At 75.8% G+C, this 24,665-nt stretch carries 22 protein-coding genes; 10 read left to right on the forward strand and 12 right to left on the reverse strand.

Annotated features, from left to right (window positions below; all coding sequences use genetic code 11):
• Positions 1-57 precede the first annotated feature (57 nt).
• The 6 genes from ACSUPR_RS28210 to ACSUPR_RS28235 form a co-directional block, all read right to left on the reverse strand.
• A complete protein-coding gene (locus ACSUPR_RS28210) occupies positions 58-1,950 on the reverse strand; it encodes an ABC transporter ATP-binding protein (RefSeq protein ID WP_436887982.1) in 1,893 nt (630 codons plus the stop codon).
• Complete coding sequence (locus tag ACSUPR_RS28215; RefSeq protein ID WP_436887984.1) at positions 1,940-2,488, reverse strand: TlpA disulfide reductase family protein; 549 nt, start codon at positions 2,486-2,488, stop codon at positions 1,940-1,942. Before ACSUPR_RS28215 ends, ACSUPR_RS28210 begins: the two co-directional genes overlap by 11 nt.
• Complete coding sequence (locus tag ACSUPR_RS28220) at positions 2,485-3,063, reverse strand: MauE/DoxX family redox-associated membrane protein (protein WP_436887985.1); 579 nt, start codon at positions 3,061-3,063, stop codon at positions 2,485-2,487. Before ACSUPR_RS28220 ends, ACSUPR_RS28215 begins: the two co-directional genes overlap by 4 nt.
• Before the next feature lie 13 nt (positions 3,064-3,076).
• A complete protein-coding gene (locus ACSUPR_RS28225) occupies positions 3,077-3,262 on the reverse strand; it encodes a hypothetical protein (RefSeq protein WP_436887986.1) in 186 nt (61 codons plus the stop codon).
• A gap of 141 nt (positions 3,263-3,403) precedes the next feature.
• Positions 3,404-3,772, reverse strand: a complete 369-nt coding sequence (locus ACSUPR_RS28230) for a hypothetical protein (RefSeq protein ID WP_436887987.1) — start codon at positions 3,770-3,772, stop codon at positions 3,404-3,406.
• 141 nt (positions 3,773-3,913) lie between these two features.
• On the reverse strand, positions 3,914-4,666 hold the full coding sequence (locus tag ACSUPR_RS28235) for a hypothetical protein (protein ID WP_436887989.1): 753 nt from the start codon (positions 4,664-4,666) through the stop codon (positions 3,914-3,916).
• Between the two features lie 1,133 nt (positions 4,667-5,799).
• Here ACSUPR_RS28235 and ACSUPR_RS28240 point away from each other — a divergent pair.
• A complete protein-coding gene (locus ACSUPR_RS28240; protein WP_436887990.1) occupies positions 5,800-6,282 on the forward strand; it encodes a hypothetical protein in 483 nt (160 codons plus the stop codon).
• A 247-nt stretch (positions 6,283-6,529) separates the two neighbouring features.
• Here the strand turns inward: ACSUPR_RS28240 and ACSUPR_RS28245 are convergent, their stop codons facing one another.
• On the reverse strand, positions 6,530-7,303 hold the full coding sequence (locus ACSUPR_RS28245; RefSeq protein WP_436887992.1) for a DNA polymerase beta superfamily protein: 774 nt from the start codon (positions 7,301-7,303) through the stop codon (positions 6,530-6,532).
• Between the two features lie 230 nt (positions 7,304-7,533).
• On the opposite strand from ACSUPR_RS28245, the gene ACSUPR_RS28250 reads away from it, so the two are divergent.
• Both ACSUPR_RS28250 and ACSUPR_RS28255 read left to right on the forward strand, forming a co-directional pair.
• Positions 7,534-8,334, forward strand: coding sequence for an SAM-dependent methyltransferase (locus ACSUPR_RS28250; RefSeq protein ID WP_436887994.1), 801 nt, complete (start codon positions 7,534-7,536; stop codon positions 8,332-8,334).
• Positions 8,335-8,487: 153 nt separating this feature from the next.
• Positions 8,488-8,949, forward strand: coding sequence for an SRPBCC family protein (locus ACSUPR_RS28255; RefSeq protein WP_436887995.1), 462 nt, complete (start codon positions 8,488-8,490; stop codon positions 8,947-8,949).
• A 28-nt stretch (positions 8,950-8,977) separates the two neighbouring features.
• Here ACSUPR_RS28255 and ACSUPR_RS28260 read toward each other — a convergent pair whose 3' ends face one another.
• Positions 8,978-9,388: an arsenate reductase ArsC gene (locus ACSUPR_RS28260; protein WP_436887997.1), complete on the reverse strand. Its 411-nt coding sequence runs from the start codon at positions 9,386-9,388 to the stop codon at positions 8,978-8,980.
• Positions 9,389-9,662: 274 nt separating this feature from the next.
• Between ACSUPR_RS28260 and ACSUPR_RS28265 the strand changes: the two genes are divergently transcribed.
• The 3 genes from ACSUPR_RS28265 to ACSUPR_RS28275 are packed head-to-tail and all read left to right on the forward strand — an operon-like array spanning position 9,663 to position 12,083.
• Complete coding sequence (locus tag ACSUPR_RS28265) at positions 9,663-9,947, forward strand: ArsR/SmtB family transcription factor (RefSeq protein ID WP_436892170.1); 285 nt, start codon at positions 9,663-9,665, stop codon at positions 9,945-9,947.
• Positions 9,947-11,041 (forward strand): ACR3 family arsenite efflux transporter, encoded by a 1,095-nt coding sequence (gene arsB, locus ACSUPR_RS28270; protein ID WP_436887999.1) that lies wholly within the window; start codon positions 9,947-9,949, stop codon positions 11,039-11,041. Before ACSUPR_RS28265 ends, arsB begins: the two co-directional genes overlap by 1 nt.
• On the forward strand, positions 11,031-12,083 hold the full coding sequence (locus tag ACSUPR_RS28275) for an ArsO family NAD(P)H-dependent flavin-containing monooxygenase (protein ID WP_436888000.1): 1,053 nt from the start codon (positions 11,031-11,033) through the stop codon (positions 12,081-12,083). Before arsB ends, ACSUPR_RS28275 begins: the two co-directional genes overlap by 11 nt.
• 87 nt (positions 12,084-12,170) lie before the next feature.
• Here ACSUPR_RS28275 and ACSUPR_RS28280 read toward each other — a convergent pair whose 3' ends face one another.
• Positions 12,171-13,346 (reverse strand): helix-turn-helix domain-containing protein, encoded by a 1,176-nt coding sequence (locus ACSUPR_RS28280; RefSeq protein ID WP_436888002.1) that lies wholly within the window; start codon positions 13,344-13,346, stop codon positions 12,171-12,173.
• Between the two features lie 199 nt (positions 13,347-13,545).
• On the opposite strand from ACSUPR_RS28280, the gene ACSUPR_RS28285 reads away from it, so the two are divergent.
• Positions 13,546-14,832, forward strand: coding sequence for a M20 family metallo-hydrolase (locus ACSUPR_RS28285; protein WP_436888004.1), 1,287 nt, complete (start codon positions 13,546-13,548; stop codon positions 14,830-14,832).
• A 264-nt stretch (positions 14,833-15,096) separates the two neighbouring features.
• Here the strand turns inward: ACSUPR_RS28285 and ACSUPR_RS28290 are convergent, their stop codons facing one another.
• Positions 15,097-16,431, reverse strand: coding sequence for an MFS transporter (locus ACSUPR_RS28290; RefSeq protein ID WP_436888006.1), 1,335 nt, complete (start codon positions 16,429-16,431; stop codon positions 15,097-15,099).
• 70 nt (positions 16,432-16,501) lie between these two features.
• Positions 16,502-18,160, reverse strand: coding sequence for an amidohydrolase (locus ACSUPR_RS28295; RefSeq protein ID WP_436888008.1), 1,659 nt, complete (start codon positions 18,158-18,160; stop codon positions 16,502-16,504).
• A 249-nt stretch (positions 18,161-18,409) separates the two neighbouring features.
• On the opposite strand from ACSUPR_RS28295, the gene ACSUPR_RS28300 reads away from it, so the two are divergent.
• Entirely contained in the window at positions 18,410-19,816 is a 1,407-nt protein-coding gene (locus tag ACSUPR_RS28300) for a serine hydrolase domain-containing protein (RefSeq protein WP_436888010.1), read from the forward strand.
• Here ACSUPR_RS28300 and ACSUPR_RS28305 read toward each other — a convergent pair.
• Entirely contained in the window at positions 19,802-22,036 is a 2,235-nt protein-coding gene (locus ACSUPR_RS28305) for an ATP-binding cassette domain-containing protein (RefSeq protein ID WP_436888012.1), read from the reverse strand. The genes ACSUPR_RS28300 and ACSUPR_RS28305 overlap by 15 nt on opposite strands.
• 62 nt (positions 22,037-22,098) lie before the next feature.
• On the opposite strand from ACSUPR_RS28305, the gene ACSUPR_RS28310 reads away from it, so the two are divergent.
• Together ACSUPR_RS28310 and ACSUPR_RS28315 are read left to right on the forward strand one after the other, a co-directional pair.
• Entirely contained in the window at positions 22,099-23,055 is a 957-nt protein-coding gene (locus ACSUPR_RS28310; protein WP_436888014.1) for a helix-turn-helix transcriptional regulator, read from the forward strand.
• 281 nt (positions 23,056-23,336) lie between these two features.
• On the forward strand, positions 23,337-24,605 hold the full coding sequence (locus ACSUPR_RS28315) for a fibronectin type III domain-containing protein (RefSeq protein WP_436888016.1): 1,269 nt from the start codon (positions 23,337-23,339) through the stop codon (positions 24,603-24,605).
• Positions 24,606-24,665 lie beyond the last annotated feature (60 nt).

Consider the following 24,665-nt stretch of genomic DNA (forward strand, 5'->3'; position numbering starts at 1 on the left):
GCCCGGCGGGAGGCCGGGCCCCGTGGCGGGCCGCGGACGCGACGGCCCGCAGGGCGGTCACCGAACGCCTCCCGCGGGATCCGGGACCGGCTCCCCGCCGTCCGCGCCCTCGCGGTAGCCGCGGGCCTGGAGGCCGAACATGCGGGCGTAGACGCCTCCGGCGGCCACCAGTTCGGCGTGGGTGCCCGACTCGGCCACCCGGCCCCCCTCCAGGACGACCAGCCGGTCGGCGTCGCGCACCGACCCCAGCCGGTGGGAGACCAGCAGGCTCGTCCGGCCGCGGCGGTGCTCGCGCAGACCGGTGTGCACGGCGTGCTCGGCCTCGGCGTCCAGCCCCGAGCTGGGCTCGTCCAGGATCAGCAGGTCGCGGTGACCGCGCAGGTAGGCACGGGCCAGGGCGAGCCGCTGCCACTGCCCGCCCGAGAGCGGGACCCCCGTCTCGCCGTCGGACTCCGCCCCGTCGAAGAACAGCCGGGACAGCAGGGTGTCGTACCCGCGCGGCAGCGCGGCGACCGTCCCGTGCGCGCCGGCCCGCTCGGCGGCGGCCCGGATCGGAGCCGGGTCACCGGACTCCAGCACCCCGACGTCCCCCAGGCCGATGTTCTCCCCGGCGGACAGGTCGTACTCCATGAAATCCTGGAACACGGCGCCGATCCGGGCGCGCAGCGCGGCCGGGTCCAGGTCGCGAAGGTCCACGCCGTCCCACAGGATCGCGCCGCGCTCGGGGTCGTACATCCGGCACAGCAGTTTCACCAGGGTGCTCTTGCCCGCCCCGTTGCCGCCGATGAGCCCCACCGACCGGCCGTGCTCCACGGTGAGGCCGACCCCCCGCAGCACCCACGGGTGGTCCGGGGAGTAGCGGAACCACACGTCGCGGAACTCGATGCCGCGCCGCAGCGCTGGGACCGGCCGCGGGGCGGCGGGCACCGGCAGGTCGGGACCGCCGTCGACGACCGCCAGGTAGTGGCCGAACAGCAGGAGCTCGTGGTGGGCCATGGTGAAGTCCCGGATCAGGCCGCCCACCGCGGTCTGCACCCCGGCCACCGCGGCCACGAACAGGGAGACGTCGCCGACCGAGACGCGCCCGTCAGCCGCGGCCGTCACCGCCCACACCAGCCCGGCCCCCGCGATCACCGCCGACAGCGCCCCCAGGGCGCCCTGGGCGCCCAGCACCCGGCGGTCCATGCGGCGGTGCTCCGCGTTGGCGGTCCGCCGCTCCCGCGCCATCCTGTCCCGCAGGAACCCGGCCGTGCCGAACAGGCGCAGTTCCTTGGCGGCGCGGACGTCGGACAGCAGCCCGCGGAAGAAGATCTCCCTGCGCTCCACCGGCCCGATCCGCCACATCATCGCCGCCCGGCTGCGGGACAGCCGCAGCTCCACGACCAGGGCGGGGATCGCCGCCAGCAGGACGGCCGAGGCCATCCACGGACTGACCACCAGCAGGGAGCCGAGGAAGCCGAGGATGGTGACGGCGCCGCCGGCGATCGTGAACACGCTGTTCACGACCACCCCGGGGGTGCGGCCGCCGGACTGCTGGGCCAGCCGAAGCCGGTCCAGGAAGGCGGGGTCCTCGAACCGGGCCAGGCCGGTGAGGCGCTCGGCGGCGGCGAAGAGGCGGTCCTGGGAGGTCAGCGCCACCCGGCGTTCGACCTCCATGGTCAGGTAGTGCGACGCGTGGGGGGCCAGGGTGGCGACGACCCCGCACGCGGCCAGGCCCACCGCGACCGCGGCGAGCCGCCCGGCCGGGATGTCGGGGGCGACGATCATGTCCAGGGCCAGCTTGGTCAGCCACGCCGCGGCGACCGGCACCCCGGCCTGGACCAGGACCAGCAGCCCGTGCCCGGCTGTCAGGTGCGGGCCCGCCCGCCAGGCCAGCGCGAACGCCGCACCGACCGCGCGCGCGGCCGCCCGGGGCCCGGCGGGGGCCGGGGCCCCGGCGTCAGGCCGCAACGGACTCGTCCAGGTCGGCGGCCAGGTAGCCGCTGGAGAGCACCCGCCCGTCGGCGTCCAGGCGCAGGAAGGCGGGGAACGCGCGCACACCCAGGGCGTCGGCCACGGCCCCGCCGGGGCCGTCGACCACCACCCGTGCGACGGGGGCGAGGCGGCGGGCCTCCTCCGCGACCTCCGCGGGCGCGCCCGCCAGCACGGCCAGGACGCCGTCCCGGCCGCCGGGGAACGCGGCGGCGCGGTCGATGAAGTGCGGCAGCTGCTCGGCGCAGGCACCGCAGCCGGGTGAGAAGACCGCCACGAGGGCGGGTCCGGACAGGGCGCCGGCGTCCACGGGCTCACCGTCCTCGGTGGTGGCGGTGAAGGGGCCGGAGCGCTCTCCGGGGGCGAGCACCGTCCGGTCCGGGATTCCGGCGCCGGAAAGGTTGCCGATGAGTTCGGTGTGCTCCTTGAGCCTGCGGATGACACCGACGGTCAGGACGAGGTCGAGCAGGCACAGCGCGACGGCCAGGACGGCGGCGATGAGGGCGGCGGCGATCACGGCGGACTCCCGGGTGTGAGGGGGGTGAACAGGTCGAGGAGGTCGTCCAGCAGCAGGACGGGCAGCGCCGCGCACGCCCCGGTCGCGACGGCGACGGCCAGGGCCGCCGCCTCCCCGCCGGGGTGCGGGCCGGCGGCGGCCGCGGCCAGCCCCGCCGTTCCGGCTGCCACCAGGAGGAGGTTGCGCACCATGTGGGCGGGGCGGACCGGCCTGTCCGCGGAGCCGAAGCAGGCACAGGGAACGCGGTCCCCGCTCCGCAGCACCCCGACCAGGGCGGCGGTGAAGGCGGTGAGCAGGGCGACCGCGCAGAGGAGGCCGAGGGCGGGCACGGACGGCGCCAGGAGCAGGGCGAGCGACACCGCCTCGGCGGCCAGGACGGCGGCCGCCACGGCGCGCGCCCCCGTCCGGCGGGAGCCGCCGGACGGGGACGCCACCCTGATCGACCAGCCGGGGGCCATCCGCTCCACGGCGGACACGAAGTCCCGCCGGGCGGAGCGGCCGCGCAGCTTGCCCAGGAGGGATGCGGCCAGGACCACGGCGAGCAGCGTCCGGGCGGCGACCAGGATGTAGAGCACGGGTTCCGCCCGGTCAGCAGGCGCTGTAACCCGTGCAGTAGCTGCCTCCGGGGATGCCGCTGCCGGTGCAGCAGTAGCGGCGGTAGCAGGGGCTGCTGATGGGCAGGTACTCGTACCAGCAGACCACGGCGGAGGCCGTCGCGCGGGGTACGAGGCGGGTCAGCAGGCGGTCGCCCGCGGAGGCGAGGCGTTCGAGCATGGGGGGCTCCTCGGGATGTGCGCGTGGGAGGCCGTCGGGCGGCGCCCCGCCGGGGCGGGACCGCGGTCGGGGCGCCGACGGCTGCGCGCAACGCTAGGGACGTGGCTGATAACGCGGATACACCGTCGATACATCGCCTGGTCACCCGCTCCGGCGGGGACGGGCCGCCGAGCGGGCGCCGGTACGACGCGTGAGCCCCACCGGTCCGGAGGCCCCGGAGAGGTGGCCACAGCCCCCCACGGCGGAGGCGGCGGGGGCGGGCCGGGCCGGCATGCGGTCGCCGGGGGCGGTGAGGCGTCCGAACACCGGTGGTCTCGGGAGGGGCGCGGGTACGGAGCCGAAACGGCCGCCGTCGGTGCCGCCGCTGCCGGGGACGTCGCAGCAGTAGCGGCGGACGCACGGGCTGCTGGCGGGGGCGTACCGGTACCGGCGGTAGCCCGCCGACGCCGTGGTACAGGGGGCGAGGCGGGACAGCAGCCGGTCGCCTGCGGATCCGATCGATCGGAGCATGGCGGCCCCTCTCCCGGGCGGTGCACGGTCAGGCGGTCACCCGCGGGCCGGAGCGGCCGGACGGGTGATGCGCAACGCTACGAGCGGCGGCGCTGAACCGGATACACGCCGGATACACGCCCGTCGGGACGGCGGGACCCGTCAGGCGCTGGACTCCAGGCCGTAGGGGGTGGCGAACCGGGTCGCCAGCGCGAACACCGCGGTCGGGTCCGGCAGCGGTCCCCGGGCCAGCAGCGCCGCCAGGCACGGGCACCAGCGGGACCGGCCCTGCGCGGCGCAGGCCAGCACGCCCAGCAGCCGCAGGGACAGGGCCAGGTCGGCCAGGTGCGGCGCGGGGCGCTCGACGGCGGCCCCGGGCGCGAACGCGCGCAGGCTCAGCTGCTCCTGCTTGGCCCGGGCCAGGGCGCGGGCGATGCGGTGCTCGGGGGTGGGGGAGAGGTCGGCGAGGCCGTCCTCGGCGATGCGCCGCAGGGCCCCGGACGCGACGGCGGCCGGTGACTCGCAGGCCCGGGCCAGAGCCTCCAGGGCGGGGCAGTCGGCGCGGTGCGAGGGGGAGCAGACCCTCCGCCAGGACGCGGCGGGCAGCAGGGAGGCGAAGCAGTCCAGGGCGGCGCGGGTGCGCGGGGCGAGCCAGCGCCGGGCGTGCTCGGCGTTGCCGGGGGCGTCCGCGGGGACCGGCCAGCCGGTGGGCAGCAGGGTGCGCAGCAGCGGGCCGCGGCGGCGCGGGGCGCGCAGGGGCGCGGGGCGGCGCGCCCACGGCGCGGGCCCGGTCCGGCGGGCCAGGGCGTGCGGGGTGTGGTCGGCGCAGGGCGGGCTCAGGCGGGGGCGGCGGCAGCGGCCGCCGCGCAGGGTGGGACCGTCGCAGGGGCGGGCGCGCACGGGGTTCCGGGCCATGTCTCCGAGGATCCACGGGACGGGCGGGGACGGCCATGGTCCCGGGGGTGAGGTTCCCGGGACGGAGGGTAAGGGGCGGGGGGCGGCCGGGAGCGGCCCGGGGGGCGGGGGTTACGGGAGGGTTCCGAGGTTTCCGCGGGGGTGATCCCCGAGTGCGCCGATTCCGTGGTTTCCGACCGTTCCGGGGATCCGGCGGCGTACGGTGGGGCTGTTCGGAGGGAGGATCCGTGGCGGAAGCCGACTGGCGGTGCGGGGTCTGCGCCGCGCTCAACGAACCCGGGAACCGGGCCTGCCTGGTGTGCGACACCGTCCGGGCGGTGGCCGCCCGCGGCGGGGGCCCGGCGGACCTGCTGGCGGAGCCGGCGGGGGCCGACGCCTTCCATGCCCCGGCCGCGCCGCCGCCGACCGTGGGGGAGCTGCCACCGGTCCGCGTCCTGGAGCCCCCGGATCCGCCGCTCCGGACCCGCGGACGCGCGTCCGCGCCGCCGCCCGACCCCGGGGACGCCTCCGCCCCGCCGAGCGGCCCGCTCCCCGCCGAAACCGCGCCCGCAGGGCCACGTGGTGTGTACGGAGCCGGTGGTGTTTTGGGTCCGGGCGGTGTGCACGGTGCTGCTGGTGCCGATGGGGCTTCCGTGTCCTCCAGGGTGCCCGAGGGCGGTGGGCCTGCCTGGTCGGACGCTGTGCAGGGGACTGGCGGTGTCGACGGGACTCCTGTCTCGGCTGGGGTGCCGGGGAACGACGAGGTTGCCAGGCCACGTGGTGTGTACGGAGCCGGTGGTGTTTTGGGTCCGGGCGGCGTGCGCGGTGCTGCCGGTGTCGACAGGGCACCCGTCCCGGCCGGGGCGCCGGGGGACGGTGGGCCTGCCGGGCCGGGCGGTGTCGCCAGGTCCAGCGGGCCGGGTGGTACGGCCGGTGGAGATCCTGTAGCGGACGGAGCGGCGACAGGTGGGCCCGGCGGTGGTCCTACGGGGCGGAGTGATGCCCGCGCTTCCGGTGGGGGCCCTGCCTCGGTCGAGGTGCTCGGGCCTGCCGGGCCGGGTGGTACCGCCGGGGCGGTCGTGCCACGCGGTGCGACCGGTTCCGACAGGGGGCCCGCTCCGGCCGGGGGGCCGGCGCGCGCAGCGGCGGAGGCGGTGACGGAGCCGCTGCCGGTGGTGGGCGGGCGGCGAAGGGACCGGCCGCGGCTGTCGGCCGGGACCGTGCGGGCGCTCGCGCTCGGGGCGGTCGGCCTGACCGCCGTCGTGCTCTGGTGGGTGCTGCCCCGGGATGGGGGCGACGAGGCGCCGTCCGGGCCCGCGGCCCAGCGTCCCTGCCCCGAGCGGGTGGCCGCGCTCATCCCCGGTTCGGCGGGCGGCCCGCTGGTGGAGTCCTACGAGACCGCAAGGCACCGGATCGTCCTGTGCGCGGACGGCGCCGGCGGCCTGCACTACTTCGGCGAGTTCCTCGACGGCACCGGAGAGCCCATCCTGGTCCCCGCCCGCCGAGAGGGGGACGGCTACACCGCCCGGTCGGGGGAGACCCGCTACGAGATCTCCGGCGGGCAGGTCGCCGTCATCGGCCCGGACGGCACCGAACTGGCCCGCCACGACCTCGTCGAGGCCGACCCGCCCCGGTGAGGCGGCGGGCGCACCCCGCGGGGCGCGCCCGGACGTGCTAGCGGGTCCTGATCAGCATGGCGATGACGCCGGCGACGAGCATCATCGACAGGCTCACGCACATCAGCACGAAGGCGATGGTTCCGATCACGGTGGGGCTTCCTCACGTTCCTTGCCGGCACTCGCCCGGCGCGTACCTCTACGGTGGGTCACCCTATCTCGCCCCCGGCGGGCCGCCGCGCCGGGGCGGCTGTGGCGACCTGCGCGTTCACCGCCGGTCCCAGGACTCCCGGTAGGTGTCCACCAGCCAGCGGTCGGCCCAGGCGGTGTCGGGATCCTCGGGCAGGTCGGCGCTCGTGCACAGGGCGGCCAGCCGCTCCTCCAGCTCCCCGGCGCGCTCCAGCGCCTCGGCCCTGCTGTGCCCGCCGAGGCGCAGTGCGCGCAGCCACCTCCGGTCGGCCTCGGGCATCGGCAGGGTGATGCGGCCGGTCTCCATCAGTTCCACGCCCTGCACGCCCAGCCGGACCATGTGGTAGGCGAACTTGGTGTCGAACCCGTACTTCTCCTCGAGTTCGGGCCGGTTGGTGTGCCTGCCGCCGCGGGTGCCCTCCAGCCGGTCGCGCTGGGCGCGCAGGTACCCCAGGAACCGCCGGCCGGCGCGGCGGGACACGATGCGGTCGCTCCGGGAGCGCAGGTCGCGCCCGGCGTCGGTGACCTCGACGATCTCGTCCTCGGGCACGAACAGGGGCAGCAGCACGGTGGGGTTGCCGTCCAGGGCCAGTCGCATCCACTTGCGCAGCGAGTAGACGGTGAGGTCCAGGTCGCCGGGCCCGGAGCGCACGTGCTCCCCCTGGGAGCGGTACATGTACTGCTCGAACCCGCGCAGGCCGATCACGTACTCGGGGGGCTCGACGCAGATCCCCAGCTCGTCGCGGTCGTGCTGGCCGGGCAGGCCGAGGCCGTGCGCACCCGAGCCCACCTGGCAGCGCAGGAGGGTGTGCTTCGCGGCGATCTCGGCGAATTCCGGGGATGAGTGCTTCACGGACGGCTCCAGTGGTCGGGTCACCGGCAAACTACCGGTCCGGCGCGGGAGCCGCCCGTGGTTTTCGCCCGGGGCACACCGGTGAGAGGCACATGTCCTTAATGCGAATTATTTAAGGAAACGGTCTTCAAGGGACCCCCGGTACTTGCCGACCGGGCCCGGGAACCGTTTACTTGGCGGCATATCGCGCGCGAACGGTGTTCCACCGCTCCCGGACAGGAAGAAGGAACGTGTCCTCCGAAACGCCCCCCAAGATCGACACCACCGTCCCCCACAACGCCCGCATCTGGAACTACTGGCTGGGCGGCAAGGACAACTACCCCGTCGACCGCGAGATGGGCGAGCAGATCCGCTCGTTCTTCCCGGAGATCGTGGACAACGCGATCGCCGACCGGGCCTTCCTGGTCCGCACCGTCACCTACCTCACCCGCGAGGAGGGCGTCCGCCAGTTCCTCGACATCGGCACCGGCCTGCCCACCCTCAACAACACCCACGAGGTGGCCCAGGGCATCGCCCCGGACTCGCGCGTCGTCTACGTCGACAACGACCCCCTGGTGCTCGCCCACGCCCGCGCCCTGCTCACCGGCAGTGACGAGGGTGTCACCGACTACATCGACGCCGACCTGCGCGACCCCGAGGGCATCCTCGCCAAGGCCGCGCAGACCCTCGACCTGTCGCGGCCGGTGGGCCTGATGCTGCTCGGCGTCGTGAACTTCGTCGACGACGACGCCGAGGTCCGGAGCATCCTGGACACCCTGCTGGGAGCCCTGGCCCCGGGCAGCTTCCTGGTGGTCTCCCACCCCGTGGACGACATCGACCGCGAGCGCGCCCACCAGGTGGCGGCGGCCTGGAACGAGAAGGGCACGCCCAAGCTCACCGTCCGCACCGGCAAGGACGTCGAGGGGCTGTTCGAGGGCCTGGAGCTGCTGGAGCCGGGTGTGGTCTCCTGCTCTCTGTGGCGCCCGGCGGAGACGGAGATCGGCGAGGTCCGCCCGGTCGCAGAGTACGGCGGCGTCGGCCGCAAGAACTGACCCGCGCCGGCCCCGCCCCCGCGGGCGGGGCCGCACCGCGCCCCCGGCGGCCGCCCGGACCGCCCGCCCGCGACGGCACCCCGGGCAGAGGCGCCCGGGAACGTCCCCGGGGCGTGCGACCCTGGCGGGAACACCGGAGCAGAGGAGACGGCCATGGGGGGACGCGTCGACCGGAGCGAGCGGCGCATCGCCGCACCGGCGGGAGAGGTCTACCGGGCCCTGCTGGACCCGGCCGCGCTGGAGCGCTGGCTGCCGCCCGCGGGGATGACCGGCCGCATGGAGCGCTTCGACGCGCGCCAGGGAGGGGGCTTCCGGCTGGCCCTCACCTACCGGGAGCCGGGGCGGGGCAAGACCGACGCGGACACCGACGTCGTCGAGGTGGGCTTCGCCGAGCTCGTCCCCGGAGAGCGGGTCGTGCAGCGGGCGGTGTTCGAGTCCGACGACCCGGCCTACGCCGGGACCATGACGATGACCTGGGCGCTCGCCCCCGACGCCGGCGGCACCGTGGTGACCGTCACCGCCGAGGACGTGCCGCCGGGTGTCTCCGCCGAGGACCACGCGGCCGGGCTCGCCTCCTCCCTTGCCCAGCTGGCCGCCTTCGTCGAATCCGGCTGAGCCGCCCCGGCCTGCCCTCGACCGGGGTTCACCGGGGCAGGAGCTCCCCGATGAGCTCCTCGACCCGCTCGCGGATCTCGTCGCGGATGGGGCGCACGGACTCCACCCCCCGCCCGGCGGGGTCGGGCAGCTCCCAGTCGAGGTAGCGCTTGCCGGGGAAGAAGGGGCAGGTGTCGCCGCAGCCCATGGTGACGCACACGTCGGAGGCCTCCACGGCGTCGGCGGTGAGCAGCTTGGGGTGCTGGTCGGTGATGTCGATGCCGACCTCGGCCATGGCCTCGACCACGGCGGGGTTGAGGCCGTCGGCGGGCGCGGACCCGGCGGAGCGGACCTCCACACGGCCCCCGGACAGGTGGGTGAGCCAGGCGGCGGCCATCTGGGAGCGTCCGGCGTTGTGCACGCAGACGAACAGGACGGACGGCTTGTCAGCGGTGGTCATGGCGGGTCTTCCTACTCGGTTTCGGCGGAGGCGGTGACGGGCGACGGGCGGGTCGGGAGGGGCCGGGGTCGCGGCCGCGCACGGACGGCTCCCGCGTCGGCCGTATTCCGATCGGTCCCCCGGCGGCCAGGGTGCCCGGGTGCTCCCGGTCGACCGCGCGGAGGGGTACGTCCACGGCGGCCTCCCGGAGGCGGGCGGGGGGCCGGGGCCAACGCATCAGCATTCGATGATGGGATAATATCAGTGCATGCTGATATCAGTCGACGCTGACCTCATGAAGGCGCTGGCGGACCCCCTGCGGATGCGGATCCTCTCCCTGCTGTCCCATGAGACCCTGTGCACCACCCACCTCATGGAGGAGACCGGGGCCCGGCAGACCAACCTGTCCAACCACCTGCGCGTCCTGCGAGAGGCGGGCCTGGTGGAGACCGAGCCCTGCGGCCGCTTCACCTACTACCGGCTGGTCCCCGAGCGCCTGGAGTCCCTCTCCACCGCCCTGGCGGAGGTGGCCGCGACCGCCCGCACCACGGGCGCGGCCGACCGGAAGCGGGCCTGCTGATGACCCGTCTGCAGCCGACCCGGGGCCCCGGCTTCTCCGTCGTCGCGAAACTCTCGTTCCCGGACCGGTTCCTGGCGGTGTGGATCCTGCTCGCCATGGCCGCCGGGCTGGCGCTGGGCCGCCTGGTCCCGGGCCTGAACGAGGTCCTGGCCGCGGTGGAGGTCGGCGGGATCTCCCTGCCCATCGCCCTGGGCCTGCTGGTCATGATGTACCCGGTGCTGGCCAGGGTCCGCTACGACCGGCTGGACACCGTCATCCGCGACAGGCGCCTGCTCGTCTCGTCCCTGGTGGTCAACTGGGCCGTCGGCCCGGCGGTGATGTTCGCCCTGGCCTGGATCTTCCTGGCGGACCTGCCCGAGTACCGCACCGGACTGATCATCGTCGGCCTGGCCCGCTGCATCGCCATGGTCATCATCTGGAACGACCTGGCCTGCGGGAACCGGGAGGCCGCCGCCGTCCTGGTCGCGCTCAACTCGGTCTTCCAGGTGCTGGCCTTCGGCCTGCTGGGCTGGTTCTACCTCGACCTGCTCCCCGGATGGCTGGGTCTGGACACCGGCGGACTCGACGCCTCCCCCTGGCTGATCGCCCTGAACGTGGTGATCTTCCTCGGCGTGCCGCTGGCCGCCGGGTTCCTCACCCGCCGCGTCGGCGAGAGGCGCCTGGGACGGGACCGCTACGAGTCGTCCTTCCTGCCGCGGATAGGCCCGTGGGCCCTGTACGGGCTGCTGTTCACGATCGTCCTGCTGTTCGCCCTCCAGGGCGACCGGATCATCGACCGGCCGCTGGACGTGGTGCGCATCGCCCTGCCGCTGCTCGCCTACTTCGCCATCATGTGGTTCGGCACCTTCGCCCTGGGCAGGGCGCTGGGCATGGACTACGGACGCACCACCACACTGGCGTTCACCGCCGCGGGCAACAACTTCGAGCTGGCGATCGCGGTGGCCGTCGCGACCTTCGGGGTGGCCTCCGGGCAGGCGCTGGCCGGTGTGGTGGGACCGCTGATCGAGGTGCCCGTGCTGGTGGGCCTGGTGTACGTGTCCCTGGCCCTGCGCAAGCGCTTCGCCGCGCCCTCCGGGGGCGGCGATGGCCGCTGAGCGCACCGCCGACGTCGTGGTGGTCGGCGGCGGACAGGCCGGACTCGCCGCGGGGTACTTCCTGCGCCGGGCCGGTGCGGACTTCGTGATCCTGGACGCGGCCGGACGCCCCGGCGGCTCCTGGCCCGACTACTGGGACTCGCTGCGGCTGTTCTCCCCGGCCGGACACAGCATGCTCCCCGGCTGGTGGATGCCGGAGGAGCCGGGACGGGAGTACCCCTCGGCGGCCCACGTCGCGTGGTACCTGTCCGAGTACGAGCGCCGCTACGACCTGCCCGTGCACCGGCCGGTGCGCGTGGAGGCGGTCGAACGCGCCGAGGGCGCCCTGCGCGTGCGCACCGGCCGTGGGACCTGGACCGCCCGCCACGTCGTCAGCGCCACCGGCACCTGGCGCGCACCGCACGTCCCCGACATCGCGGGACGGGAGGTGTTCGGCGGCCGGCAGCTCCACACCGTCGACTACCGTCGCCCCGGGGAGTTCGCCGGGCTGCGGGTGGCCGTCGTGGGCGGCGGCAACTCGGCGGCGCAGATCCTGGCGGAGCTGTCCCGGGTGGCCGAGACCACGTGGGTCACCGCCCGGCCGCCGCGCCTCATGCCCGACGACGTGGACGGGCGGGCGCTCTTCGCCATCGCCACCGGGGCCCAGCGGTCGGGGGCGGCGGGCGTGGGCGCCCTGGGCGACATCGTGATGGTGCCGAGCGTGAGGGAGGCGCGTGACCGCGGCGCGCTCAAGGCCGAGCCGATGTTCGAGCGGCTGACCCCCTCCGGGGCGCTGTGGGCGGACGGCACCGCGGCCGACTTCGACGCGGTCCTGTGGTGCACGGGCTTCCGGCCGGTGCTGGACCACCTGGCCCCGCTGGGCGTGACCGACGCGCGGGGGCGGATCCCGGTGACGGGCACCCGCTCACGCGCCGAACCCGGGCTGCACCTGCTGGGCTACGGCGACTGGACCGGCCCGGCCTCGGCCACCCTCATCGGCGCGGGCCGCACCGCCAAGGCCGCCGTGGCGGAGATCGCCCGCTCCCTGGGGAACGGGTCCTGACGGGGCACGCCGGGGCACGCCGGGGACCGGCTCGGACCCCGGCGCGCCCCGGCGGGCCGGGCATGGTGCCGGTGGACGGCCCGGGGCTCAGGGCGCGGCCCCGGAGAGGTGTCCGGAGAACAGCACCAGCGCCCGGGCCGCCTCCGCCGGAACGGTCAGGTCCAGCCCCGTCACCTCGCGGAACGCCTGGAGCCGGTTCACCACCGTGTTGCGGTGGCAGTACAGGGACTCCGCGGTCGCCTTCACCGACCCCGTCGCCGCGTAGTGCTCCAGGGTCTCCAGCAGCCGTCCCCGGGCGTCCGCGTCCAGGGCCGAGACCCGCTCCACCGCCTCCCGGCCGAAGCCGGGCAGCACCTCGGCCAACCGGTCCCGTGCCAGCGCGGGCCACACCTCCTCCGCCCCCACGAACCCCTCCCCGGGGCGGGAGTACCGGGCCAGCCGCCGGGCCGCCGCGATCGCGACGGGCACCTCCGCCAGCCCCCGCACCCCCGGGACCGCACCGCCGGACGCCCCCTCCAGCGGTACCGGCCACCGGGCCCTCTCCACCCGCACCAGCGCCACCCCGTCGTCGAACTCCCACGTCAGGCACCCGTCGCGGGCCGGTCCGCCCAGCTCCGAGCGCCTCCCCGGGCCCGCCGGCACGGCGAACCGCACCTCGAACACCCCGTCCGCGGGCACCCCGAGCACGGGGGCGACCTCCTCCGCCACCTCGGCGGCCCGGTCGCCCGACCCCAGCAGCCGGGACAGCGCCTGGGCCGCCTCGGCCCGCGAATCGCGCTCCAGCGCCGCCCGCTCCTCCAGGAACGCGGCCTGCACGTCGCTGATGTACTGCTCGACCGTGCCGAGGATCTCCTCCACGTGCAGCACCAGGATCTGCGCCGAGTCCGCGCCGCCCGCGCGCACCAGCCCCGCCCACAGCACCCGGAAGTCCAGCCGCACCGCCTCCAGCAGGTCCTCGCGCGCCACCCCCTGCCGGGCCCTCCGCACCCCCAGCCGGGCCGGCAGGTCGCGCAGGTGCCCGGGCAGCGGCAGCCCGGCCAGGCGCCGGGTGAGCATGTCGAAGGTGTCGGTCGCGGTCCGGCGCAGGTCGTCCTCGGGGATCAGCCCGTCGGTGTAGCGCCCCAGCGCCGCCAGCCGCTCGAGGAAGTCGGCCACCAGCCCGTCGCGGTCCCGGGCCAGCAGCTCCAGCATCCTCGGCCACGGCTGCGGGCCGTCCGGGTCCACCACGTGCTGCCTCCCCACGGCGTCCTTGGGCGAATACACCGCTGACGATGGTGCCACGGTTCCGGGTCGCTCCGTGCACGCCGCCCCAGCTGGTCCGACGCGAAGGGGCCGGCGCTCGGTGCCGCGGCTCCGTGGTCATGTGCACAGCCGGGGCACGAAATCTTGGGTGAATGGCGATTGAGCGCAGCCGCGCCCCCGCCGAGGATGGGAACGTCACCACCGGCACCGAGAGGAACCCATGACCGAGCCCGGACGCACACCCGACGACACCCGCTTCCTGGAGGACTTCCGGGCCATGAGCGCCTTCGGCGCCACCCCCTCCGGCGGGGTCGACCGGCAGGCCGCCACCGAGCCGGACACCGCCCAGCGCCGCTGGCTGGCCCGGCTGCTGGAGGAGGCCGGCCTGCGGGTGGTCTACGACCGCATCGGCAACCAGTTCGGCCTGCTGGAGCGGGTGCCCGGCGCCCCCTACGTCGTCGTCGGCTCCCACATGGACTCCCAGCCCACGGCCGGGCGCTACGACGGCGCCTACGGTGTGCTGGCCGCCGCGCACGCGGTTCTGCGCGCCGCCGGACGCGACGCCGCCGAGGGCGCCGCGCCGCCCTACAACCTCGCCGTCGTCAACTGGTTCAACGAGGAGGGCTCCCGGTTCGCCCCCTCCATGATGGGCAGCGCCGTCTACACCGGCCGCCTGCCCCTGGAGACCGCCCTGGCCTCCCGCGACCGCGCCGGGACCACCGTCGCCGAGGCGCTGGCACCCACCGGGTTCCTCGGGGACACCGACGGCCCCGCCGCGGTCTTCTGTGCCGAGATCCACGTCGAGCAGGGCCGGGTCCTGGAGAACACCGGCACCACGATCGGCCTGGTCGAGGCCTGCTGGGCGGCCCGCAAGTACCGGGTCACGGTCCGCGGCGACCAGGCCCACTCGGGGGCCACCGTCATGGAGGACCGCCGCGACGCGCTGCTGGGCGCCTCCCTGCTGGTCGTCGCCGCCCGCGAGCTGGCCGACCGCTTCCCCGGGGTCCTGCACACCGCGGTGGGCAGCATGGACGTCCACCCCAACTCCCCGGTCACGGTGGCCTCCCGTGCCGAGCTCCTGCTCGACCTGCGCTCCCACGACGAGGAGGTGCTCGCCGAGGCCGACCGCCTGCTCGCGGCGGAGGTCGCCCGGATCGAGGAGCGCGCCCGGGTGGAGGTCGACCTCGACCTCTCCCACGCCTGGGGCATCGACCGCTACCAGCCCGAGGGTGTGGAGCTGGCCCGCGGCGCGGCCGAGCGGCTGGGGCTGAGCCACCGGGAGATCCTCACCGTCGCCGGACACGACTCCATCAACATGAAGGAGCGGGTCCCCACCGTCATGCTCTTCGTGCCCTCCGTCGCGGGCGTCTCCCACAACGAGGGCGAGTACACCGAGGACGCCGACCTGCTGGCCGGGCTGGACCTGCTCACCGAGGTCGTCCGCGGTCTGGGAGCCGGGGCGCTGCCGGGCGCCGGGGTCCACGACCCGGCCGCGGTCCGCGCCTGACACCGCGCGCACGCGGACCGGTCCCGCGGGGGACCCGGGGGCCGCGGGCGGCCGCGGCACCCCGGTTCCCCGGGGGCGCGGTCACCGCGGCGTTCACCGGAGGCGGCCGGGCCGCCGCCGGGAACGGTTCCCGGGGCGGACGGCGGACGCCGCCGACAGGGGCGGGACAGCGGGTGCGGGCGGCACCGGGCGCGGGCGGCACCGGGCGTGGGAACACCGGAGGCCGAGGGGGAGCCCCCTCGGCCTCCGGCGCTCGTCCCCGGGCTAGCGAACCACGACCTCGTCGCGCACCCGCAGCCGCTCGCCGACCAGTCCGCCGACCGCCGTGACCAGGGCGATGCCCGCCAGCAGCAGCGAGGCCACCCACGAGCCGCCGCCCGAGACGTCCAGCAGAGCCGTGGCCACGAACGGCAGGAACCCGCTGAGCGCGCCGGCCAGGTTGTAGGCCAGCGCCACGCCGCTGTAGCGCAGGTGCGCCGGGAACAGCTCGGTGAGCAGCGCGCCCGACACCGCGTAGGCGATGGACAGGACCGTCACGCCCGCGGCCACCGCCGCCACCACGAGCACCGGTGAGCGGGTGTCGATCATCCAGAACACCGGGAAGGCGACGGCCGCCGTGGCCAGACCGCCCCACAGGGTCACCCGGCCCGGGCCGATCCGCTCGGCCAGGCGCCCGAACACCAGGATGATCCCGATCTGGGCCACCGCCGCCACCAGGGTCGCGTTGACCATCAGCCCGCGCTCCAGTCCCAGGGTGCCGGTGCCGTAGCTGATCGCGAACGTGGTCATCACGTAGAAGCCGCCCACGCCCAGCATCGCCGAGGCGATCGCCACCAGCAGCCGCCCCCACGCCTTGCGGAACACGTCCACCGCCGGGACCCTGGACCGCGCCTCCTGGCGCTCCATCTCCTCGAAGACCGGCGACTCCTCCACCTTGCGGCGGATGTACACGGCCACCAGCAGCAGCGGGAACGCCGCCAGGAAGGGCAGGCGCCAGCCCCAGGAGTCGAACTGCTCCGGGGGCAGCGTCAGCACCAGGGCGAAGGCGCCCGAGGACAGCAGGGTGCCCACGGGCGACCCGATCTGCGGCAGCGCCGCGTAGCGCCCCCGCTTCTCCGGCGGGGCGTGCTCGACGGCGATGGTCACCGCGCCGCCCCACTCGCCGCCCACCGCGATGCCCTGCACCAGCCGCAGCAGCGCCAGCAGCAGCGGGGCGGCCACGCCGATGGCGGCGAAGTCGGGCAGCACGCCGATGAGGCCGGTCGCCACGCCGATGGCGACCACGGTGATGAGCAGCGCGGGCCGCCGGCCGATCCGGTCGCCCATCCACCCGAACAGGACGGCGCCCAGGGGGCGGGCCACGAAGCCCACACCGAAGGTCGCGAACGCCGCCAGGGTGGCGGCGGTCGGGTCCAGGGTGGTGAAGTACAGGCGGTTGAACACCAGGGCGGCCGCGGTCCCGAAGAGGAAGTAGTCGTACCACTCCAGGGCTGTGCCGACGAACGCGGCGAAGGCGATGCGTCCGGCCTCCTTGCCGCTCACCACCGGGGCCTTCCCCCCGGGCGGGGCCCCGGGGCCCGTGCGGTCGAGGTCGTTCATGGGGATGCTTCTCCTCCTCGGTGTCCGCGCCGCACCGGCGCGGGGGGTCAGGGGATGGGAAAGGGGCGTGTCAGCCGCGGGGTCCGGGGACCGCCGCGGCCAGCCCGGGAAAGGCGTCGGCGCCGTGGACGGCCTCGCCGCCGACCAGGGTCGCCAGCACCTCGACGGTGTCGATGCCCGACCCGGCGGTGTCCACCGGGTCGCGGTCCAGGAGCACCAGGTCGGCCAGCTTGCCGGGGCTCAGGGTGCCCCGGCGGTGCTCGTCGCGGCTCGCCCAGGCGGCGTCGACGGTGTAGGCGCGCAGGGCCTGCTCGGCGGTGACCCGCTCGTCGGGGGCCAGGACGGCGCCCCCGCTGCTGAGCCGCTCCACCATCGAGGCCATGCCCGCCAGCGGGGCCCCGGGCGCCACGGGCCGGTCGGAGCTGCCCGGTACCCGGATCCCGTGCTCCAGGAACGACCGGTGCCGGTACAGCCACGGCACCCGCTCCGGGCCCAGGGACGCCGCCATGGCGTCGCCGACGGTGTACAGGAACCGGGGCTGGGGCACCGGTACCACACCCAGGCCGGCGAACCGGGACAGCTGGTCGGGCCGCACCACCCCGGCGTGCTCGATCCGGTGCCGGACGTCCGGGCGCGGCAACTCCTCCTGCGCCCGCTCGAAGGCGTCCAGCGCCAGGTCCACGGCCTCGTCGCCGATGGCGTGCGCGGCCACCCGCCACCCGGCCCGGTGGGCGGCCACCACCAGGTCGCGCATCTCCCCGGGCGGGTTCTGGAACACGCCGTGCCCGTGCCCGCACAGGGGCTCGGTCACGGCCGCGGTACGGCCGATGAGCGAGCCGTCCAGCCAGATCTTCATGGGGCCCAGGCGCAGCCGGTCGTCGCCGAAGCCGGTGCGCAGCCCCAGGTCGATGCCGACGTCGATGCCGTCGTCGGCGTGCCCGTCCAGCGGGTGCAGGTTGTCGGCGGCCACCATCAGCTCCACCCGGGTGAGCAGGTCGCCGCGCTCGCGGGCCAGCTGGTAGGCGGCGGCCTCCACCGGGGTGCGGCCGATGAGCCCGCGCCCGATCCCGGCCTCGACGACGTGGGTGAGGCCCTCGGCGGCGTACACCCGCGAGGCCCGTCCGACCGCGTCGGCCAGTTCCTCGACGGGGTAGGGCATGACCAGCGCGGTCACCATCTCCTGGGCCCGCTCCTGGAGCAGGCCGGTGGGCACCCCGGCGCCGTCGCGGACGACCACGCCGCCCTCGGGGTCGCGCACCCCGGCGGTGTCGGCGCCGATCCGGCGCAGCACGGCGCCGCTCACGGTGCACATGTGCCCGGAGCGGTGCTTGAGCCACACCGGGCGGCCGCCCCCGGCCCGGTCCAGGCCGTGCCGGTCGGGGTGCGCCCCCATGGCGGTGTCGTCGTAGCCGGAGCCGACGACCCAGGCGTCGGCGGGCAGCCCGGCGGCCCGGCGGGCCACCGCGTCGTAGAGCCCGTCCAGGGTGGTGACGTCCTCCAGGGCGAGCTCGCCCAGGGACTGGCCGAACCACGCCATGTGGTTGTGCGCGTCGCCGAACCCGGGGACCACCGCAGCGCCGCCGCAGTCGACGACGGAGCGGGCGGGCAGGCCGAGAACGTCCCCGTCGAACCCGAGGACGCGCCCGGCCGCGATGCCCACGGCGGTGGCGGCGGGCCGGTCGTCGTCGAGGGTGCGCACACGCGCGTTCGTGAGGAGGAGGTCGAGCATGCCGGTGGTGTTCTTCCTGGAAGGGAGGGGCGGGACGGTTCCCTCCAGGGTGCCGGGCCGGTGCGCGGTGCCTCAATGACGAACCGCAGCGGATCCCCCGCCTCCGGGTGGGCATGTGCACAGTCCCGGTACCGCCCCTGCGGCCGGGGCCGGGAAGCGGACCCCTCGGCCCGCCCGGCGCGCACCGCCCCTAGGGTGGCCGTGGATCCCGGTACCGGGACCCGCGGCCACGACCGACAGGGGAGCTCCTTGCCCGACGAACTCACCCCCATCGACCCCGGCCACTGGGCCGCCCGGCTGGCCGCCCTGGCGGAGCGCCACGGCGTGCCCGGGGCCCAGCTCGGCGTGCTGCGCCTGGGCCCCGGCGGACGGGAGGACTCCTTCGCCGCGGCGCACGGCGTCCTCGACACCGACACCGGCCACCCCGTCACACCCCGGTCGGCCTTCCAGATCGGATCGGTCACCAAGGTCTGGACCGCGACCGTCGTCCTGGGCCTGGTGGAGGAGGGCCTGCTGGCCGTCGACACCCCGGTCGCGGAGATCCTGCCCGAGGCGGTCCCCTCCGCCGACGCGGCCACCTCCGGGGTCACCGTCCGCCACCTGCTCACCCACACCAGCGGTATCGACGGCGACCTGTTCACCGACACCGGCCGCGGTGACGGCGCCGTCGGGGAGTACACCGCGATGCTCGCCGACGCCGCCCGGGTCCACCCGCTCGGCGCCACCTTCTCCTACTGCAACTCCGGGTTCGTCCTGCTGGGCCGGATCATCGAGCGGCTCACCGGGAGGGTGTGGGACGAGGCGATGCGCGAGCGCCTCTTCGACCCCCTCGGCCTGGAGCGCACCGGCACCCTGCCCGAGCACGCCCTGCTGCACGACCCCGCCGTGGGCCACGTCGAGGGCCTGCCGGACCCGGTGCGGGCCGCGCAGTGGGGGCTGCCCCGGTCCGTGGGCCCGGCCGGGGGCGTGACCGCCGACGTCGGCGACGTGCTGCGCTTCGCCGCCGCCCACCTGCGCGGCGGTACCACGGCCGACGGCACCCGCCTGCTGTCCGGGGACACCGTCCGCGCCATGGCCGAACCGCAGGTGCGCCTGCCCGACCCCTACACCCTCGGCGACTCCTGGGGGCTGGGCTGGATCCTCTACGACTGGGACGGACACCGCGCGATCGGCCACGACGGCAACACCATCGGCCAGTCCGCGTTCCTGCGCCTGCTCCCGGAGGCGGGCCTGGCCGTCGCCCTGCTCACCAACGGCGGCCGCACCCGCGACCTCTACCAGGACCTGTACCGGGAGGTGTTCGACGCCCTGGCCGGGGTGCGCGTCCAGGAACCGCTGGACCCGCCCGCGGTGCCCCCGGACACCGACATCACACCGCACCTGGGGGTGTACGAGAGCGCCGCCGAGCGCCTGGAGGTCCTGGCGGGCGAGGACGGCCCGGTGCTGCGGACCACCGCGCTGGGCCCGCTGGCCGCGCTGGAGCCCGAGCCCGTCCGGGAGTTCCGCATGGCGGCGGTCGCCCCCGGGGTGTACGCCGTCCGCTCCGAGAAGGTGCGCACCTGGACTCCGGTGGTCTTCTACCGCCTGGACACGGGGGAGGAGTACGCCCACCACAACGGCCGGGCACTGCCCCGGGCGGACTCACCCGCCGTGTAGGGCCTCGGCGGTCGCCGTGCCGCGCAGCCCGGCGGGCGGCCCCTGGTAGAGGACCCGCCCGCCGCGCTCGCCCGGGCCGGGGCCCAGGTCGACGAGGTGGTCCGCGTGGCGCATGACGTCCACGTCGTGCTCGATGACGACGATGGTGTGCCCCTGTTCGACCATCCGGTCCAGCACGCCGAGCAGCACCGCGACGTCGCGCGGGTGCAGGCCCGTGGTGGGCTCGTCCAGCACGTACAGGGACGGCCCGTCGGCGTCCCGCAGCTCCCGGGCGATCTTGAGGCGCTGGCACTCGCCGCCGGACAGGCTCGTCAGCGGGCGCCCCAGCCGCAGGTGCCCCAGACCCACCCGGTCCAGGCGCTCCAGCGCCGCCCGGACGCCCGCGTCGGGCAGCAGCGCGATCGCCTCGGCGACCGTCAGGCCGTCGATGTCGGCGATGGACAGCCCGCCCACCCGGTGGCGCAGCACCTCGTCGGTGAAGCGGCGGCCCCCGCAGACCGGGCAGACGACCTCCTCCGCCTCCAGGAACGCCAGGTCCACGCGGACCGTCCCCAGCCCGCGGCACTCGGGGCAGGCCCCTGTGGAGTTGGCGCTGAACCGGCCCGCGGGCAGCCCGCTGCGTTCGGCGAACAGCGCGCGCACCCCCGCGGCGATCCCGGTGTAGGTGATCGGGGTGGAGCGCCGGTTGGTGGTCACCGGCCGCTGGTCGAGCACCACCGCCCCGTGCCGGGCGACCAGCTCCGCGGCCAGGCTGGACTTGCCCGACCCGGAGACGCCGGTGAGGACGGTGAGGACCCCCGTGGGGAACTCCACGGTGACGTCCCTGAGGTTGTTGCGGCGGGCGCCCCGCACCGTGAGCGCCCCGGTGGCCGGGCGGGGTTCGGCGCGGACCGGTGTCCGGGCGGCCAGGGCGGCGGCGGTGGCGGTGCCCGAGGACCGCAGCGCCTCGAAGGTCCCCTGGTGGACCACCCGGCCGCCGTCGGCCCCGGCCCCCGGGCCGATCTCGACGACCTCGTCGGCGGCGGCCATGACGACCGGGTCGTGCTCGACCACCAGGACCGTGTTGCCCCGGTCGCGCAGCCGGGCCAGCAGCCCCGTCATCGACGCGACGTCGCGCGGGTGCAGGCCCGTGGTGGGCTCGTCGAACACGTAGACCATCTCCACCAGGCCGCCGCCGAGGTGCCGGACGGCCGTGATCCGCTGGGACTCCCCGCCGGACAGGCTCGCGGTGGCCCGCCCCGGATGCAGGTACCCCAGGCCGATGTCCGCCAGGGCCCGCAGGCGCTCGCCGAGCCCGGCCACGACGGGCGCGACGGCGGGGTCGTCCACCTCCCGCACCCAGGAGGCCAGGTCGGCGATCTCGGTGCGGGCCAGCTCGCCCAGGGTGCGGCCGCGGACGGTGGCGGCGCGGGCCGCCGCGTTCAGCCGGTCGCCCCCGCACTCCGGGCAGGTCGCCGAGCGGGTGAACCGCTCCAGCACCTCCCGCTTGCGGTCGGACACCTCCCCGCCGGCGCGCAGGTGGATGCGCTCGAACCGCTCCACGACCCCCTCGTACTCCCGGGTCGGCCGCGAGCCCAGCCGGGCCGCGTGCTCACCGCCGTACAGCAGGGCGTCGCGCTCCTGCGGTGTCCACTCCCGCAGCGGGGTGTCGGCGGTGAAGTCGCCGATGTCGGCGTAGCGCTCGTACCAGTGGCGGCCGTCTCCGAACCCCGGTACCCGGATCGCCCCCCGGGCCAGGGACAGGTCCAGGTCGAGGAAGCGGTCGACGGCGCTCACCACGGTCTGGCCCAGCCCCGAGCAGGTCGGGCACATCCCCGAGGGGTCGTTGAACGAGAACCGGGAGGCCTCGCCCACGTGCGGGGTGCCGATCCGGGAGAACAGCAGCCGCAGGTACGTCCAGATGCCGGTGGCGGTGCCGACGGTGGAGCGGGCGTTGCCGCCCAGCCGCCGCTGCCCGACCACCACCACGGGGGACAGCCCCTCGACCAGGTCGGCGTCGGGCCGGGTCCACCTGGGCAGGCGCTCCCGGGCGAAGGGCGGGAAGGTCTCGTTGAGGCGGTGCCCGGCCTCGGCCGCGACCGTACCGAACACCAGCGACGACTTGCCCGACCCCGACACGCCCGCGAACACGACCAGGCGTCCGCGCGGGATGTCGAGGTCGATGGACTTGAGGTTGTTGGTCCGCACTCCGCGCAGGCGGATCACCGCGTTGGTCTCCATACCGGCGACGCTACGGGCAGATGTGGCCGGAATCCGGCCGCGATACCGGAGAGACTGGACCCATGGCGGATGTCACCGGGCGCACCCTCGCCCTGCTCACCACGCTCCAGTCCGGGCGCTCGTTCACCGGGGAGGAACTGGCCGCGCGGCTGGGCGTCAGCCCCCGCACGCTGCGCCGCGACGTGGACCGCCTGCGCGGCTACGGCTACCCGGTGAGCACCCGGCCCGGGCCCGGCGGCCACTACCGGCTGGTCGCGGGCTCCTCCGTGCCTCCGCTGGTGTTCGACGAGGACGAGGCGACCGCGACCCTGCTGGCGCTGGCCGCCCTGGCGGCGGGCGGCGCGGCCGAGGGCGGGAGCGTGGAGGAGGCCGCCACCCGCGCCTACGGCAAGGTCGACCAGTACCTGCCCGCGCGGCTGCGGCACCGGGCGGCCCGCCTCCGGGAGAGCCTGGAGAGCACGACGCCGCCCGGTCCGGGGACCGCTGCGGGGAGCCTGGCGGTCCTGGCCGACGCGATCCGGGACCGGCGGATCGTCGCCTTCGACTACCGGGGGCGCACCGGGCGGGAGTCCTCGCGGCGGGTCGAACCCCACCGGCAGGTCCACCACCGGGGCCGGTGGTACCTGCTGGCCTGGGACACCGGCCGACGGGACTGGCGGGTGTTCCGCACGGACCGCATCGGCGGCCTGCGGACGACCCACGACGGGTACGCGCCCCGGCCGCTGCCCGCCGACACCGCCGCCGAGTACCTGCGGCGCGGCCTGGACCGGGAGCGGACCCGCGTCGTCCTCACCGTGGACGCGCCCGCCGAGGCGGTCGCCGACGCCTTCGCCGAGTACGACGCCGAGGTCGAGTGGTCGGCGGGGGAGCGGACCCGGGTGGCGGTCATGGTGGACACCTGGGAGTGGCTGCTCACCCCGCTGGCGTTCCTGGGCGCCGGCGTCGCGGTGCACGGACCGCCCGGGGTACGGGCGGCCCTCCGGGCCTTCGGCGCCGGCCTGGCGGGGGAGGAGGGGTAGGCCGTCCGGTGCCCGCCGGGCGGCCCCCGCGCCGCGGGGATACGCGGGGGCGCGGAGCCCCGCCGACCGGCCCGGCCCCGGCGCAGCCGAGGCACCCGGCGGGGGAACGGCGGGGACACGGGATCCGGGGCCCGCGCGCACCCGTTGCGCTGCGGCGGTAACAGAGCGCACGCGCGGCGTTCACCGCGCCGCGACCGGTGGTCCCCGGACGTTCACACCGTGTTGCCCCCGGGCCGTTACCGTCGCTGCGTCAGCGTTCCCCCGGCAGAAAGGCACCCCCCGTGTCCACCCTCGCCGCCCGCCGCACCCTCGCCCTGCTCGGCTCGACCCTGCTGGCCCTGACCTCGGTCGCCGCCACCGCGCCCGCCGCGAGCGCCGCCACCGGCCCCGAGCGGGTGATCCTCACCCCCACCGCCGACCCCGCCACCTCCCAGACCCTGACCTGGCGCTCGGACGGCTCCGGCTCCCCGGTGCTCCAGATCGCCCCGGCCGCCGACCCCGACCGGATCACCGACGTCGAGGGCACCGACACCGCCTCGGTCAACGGCACCTTCCACGCCGCCACCGCCACCGGTCTGGCCCCCGGCACCGACTACCGGTACCGGGTCGGCGACGGGACCTCCTTCAGCCCCTGGCGGGTCTTCACCACCGCCTCCTCCGGCGCCGACCCCTTCACCTTCCTGTACTTCGGCGACATGCAGAACGGCATCTCCACCGGCGGCGCCGCCGTGGTGCGGGCCGCCCTGGCCGCCGAGCCCGACGCCGAGCTGGCCGTCCACGCCGGGGACCTCGTCAACTCGGCCGACAGCGAGTCCGAGTGGACCGAGTGGTTCGAGGCCGTCGGTCCCGAGGCGGCGGGCACCATGAACCACCTCGCCACCCCGGGCAACCACGAGTACTCCCTGCTGTCCCTGAGCCGCTACTGGACGGCGCAGTTCCCCGGCGCGGGCAACGGCCCCGCCGGCGGCCGCCACCTGCCCGAGACCGTCCACCACACCGACTACCAGGGCGTGCGGTTCATCTCCCTGAACTCCAACTACCGCAACGCCGCGCCGCTGAGCACCCGCTCCTGGCTGAACACCCAGCGGCAGTGGCTGGAGGGGGTCCTGGAGTCCAACCCCCACGCCTGGACCGTGGTCACCTTCCACCACCCCGTCTTCTCCAACAGCCCCAGCCGCGACAACGGGCCGCTGCGCGACGCCTGGCTGGACACCCTGGAGGAGTACGACGTCGACCTGGTGCTCCAGGGCCACGACCACTCCTACGCGCGCGGCAACCTCACCGCGAACCGCACCGACGACCCGGCCGTGCAGACCGGGACCGTCTACACCGTCGCGGTGACCGGCACCAAGAAGTACGACGTCTCCGAGGGCAACTGGACCTCCAACGGTGCCGAGGCCCGCGTCCAGATCGGCGACACCTCCACCTTCCAGGCCGTGGAGGTCGACGGCGACCGCCTGGTCTACACCGCGCGCACCGCCGACGGCACCGTCGTGGACGCCTTCACCATCGACAAGAGCGACGGCAAGCGCGTCACCGACACGCTCTGACCCGGTGCGGCGCCCCCGGGGCCGTCCGGGGGCGCCGCGACCCGCTCCGCGGCGGGGCCG

This window comes from Nocardiopsis dassonvillei, assembly GCF_964273065.1.
GTDB lineage: Bacteria > Actinomycetota > Actinomycetes > Streptosporangiales > Streptosporangiaceae > Nocardiopsis > Nocardiopsis dassonvillei_B.

What these genes read in the sequence shown, in the direction of transcription:
- ACSUPR_RS28260 (WP_436887997.1), bottom strand. Translation starts at nt 9,388, where the DNA reads ATGACCACCGCTGACAAGCCGTCCGTCCTGTTCGTCTGCGTGCACAAC.
- ACSUPR_RS28225 (WP_436887986.1), bottom strand. Translation starts at nt 3,262, where the DNA reads ATGCTCGAACGCCTCGCCTCCGCGGGCGACCGCCTGCTGACCCGCCTC.
- ACSUPR_RS28310 (WP_436888014.1), top strand. Translation starts at nt 22,099, where the DNA reads ATGGCGGATGTCACCGGGCGCACCCTCGCCCTGCTCACCACGCTCCAG.
- arsB (WP_436887999.1), top strand. Translation starts at nt 9,947, where the DNA reads ATGACCCGTCTGCAGCCGACCCGGGGCCCCGGCTTCTCCGTCGTCGCG.
- ACSUPR_RS28295 (WP_436888008.1), bottom strand. Translation starts at nt 18,160, where the DNA reads ATGCTCGACCTCCTCCTCACGAACGCGCGTGTGCGCACCCTCGACGAC.
- ACSUPR_RS28255 (WP_436887995.1), top strand. Translation starts at nt 8,488, where the DNA reads ATGGGGGGACGCGTCGACCGGAGCGAGCGGCGCATCGCCGCACCGGCG.
- ACSUPR_RS28275 (WP_436888000.1), top strand. Translation starts at nt 11,031, where the DNA reads ATGGCCGCTGAGCGCACCGCCGACGTCGTGGTGGTCGGCGGCGGACAG.
- ACSUPR_RS28290 (WP_436888006.1), bottom strand. Translation starts at nt 16,431, where the DNA reads ATGAACGACCTCGACCGCACGGGCCCCGGGGCCCCGCCCGGGGGGAAG.
- ACSUPR_RS28235 (WP_436887989.1), bottom strand. Translation starts at nt 4,666, where the DNA reads ATGGCCCGGAACCCCGTGCGCGCCCGCCCCTGCGACGGTCCCACCCTG.
- ACSUPR_RS28230 (WP_436887987.1), bottom strand. Translation starts at nt 3,772, where the DNA reads ATGCTCCGATCGATCGGATCCGCAGGCGACCGGCTGCTGTCCCGCCTC.
- ACSUPR_RS28305 (WP_436888012.1), bottom strand. Translation starts at nt 22,036, where the DNA reads ATGGAGACCAACGCGGTGATCCGCCTGCGCGGAGTGCGGACCAACAAC.
- ACSUPR_RS28285 (WP_436888004.1), top strand. Translation starts at nt 13,546, where the DNA reads ATGACCGAGCCCGGACGCACACCCGACGACACCCGCTTCCTGGAGGAC.
- ACSUPR_RS28265 (WP_436892170.1), top strand. Translation starts at nt 9,663, where the DNA reads ATGAAGGCGCTGGCGGACCCCCTGCGGATGCGGATCCTCTCCCTGCTG.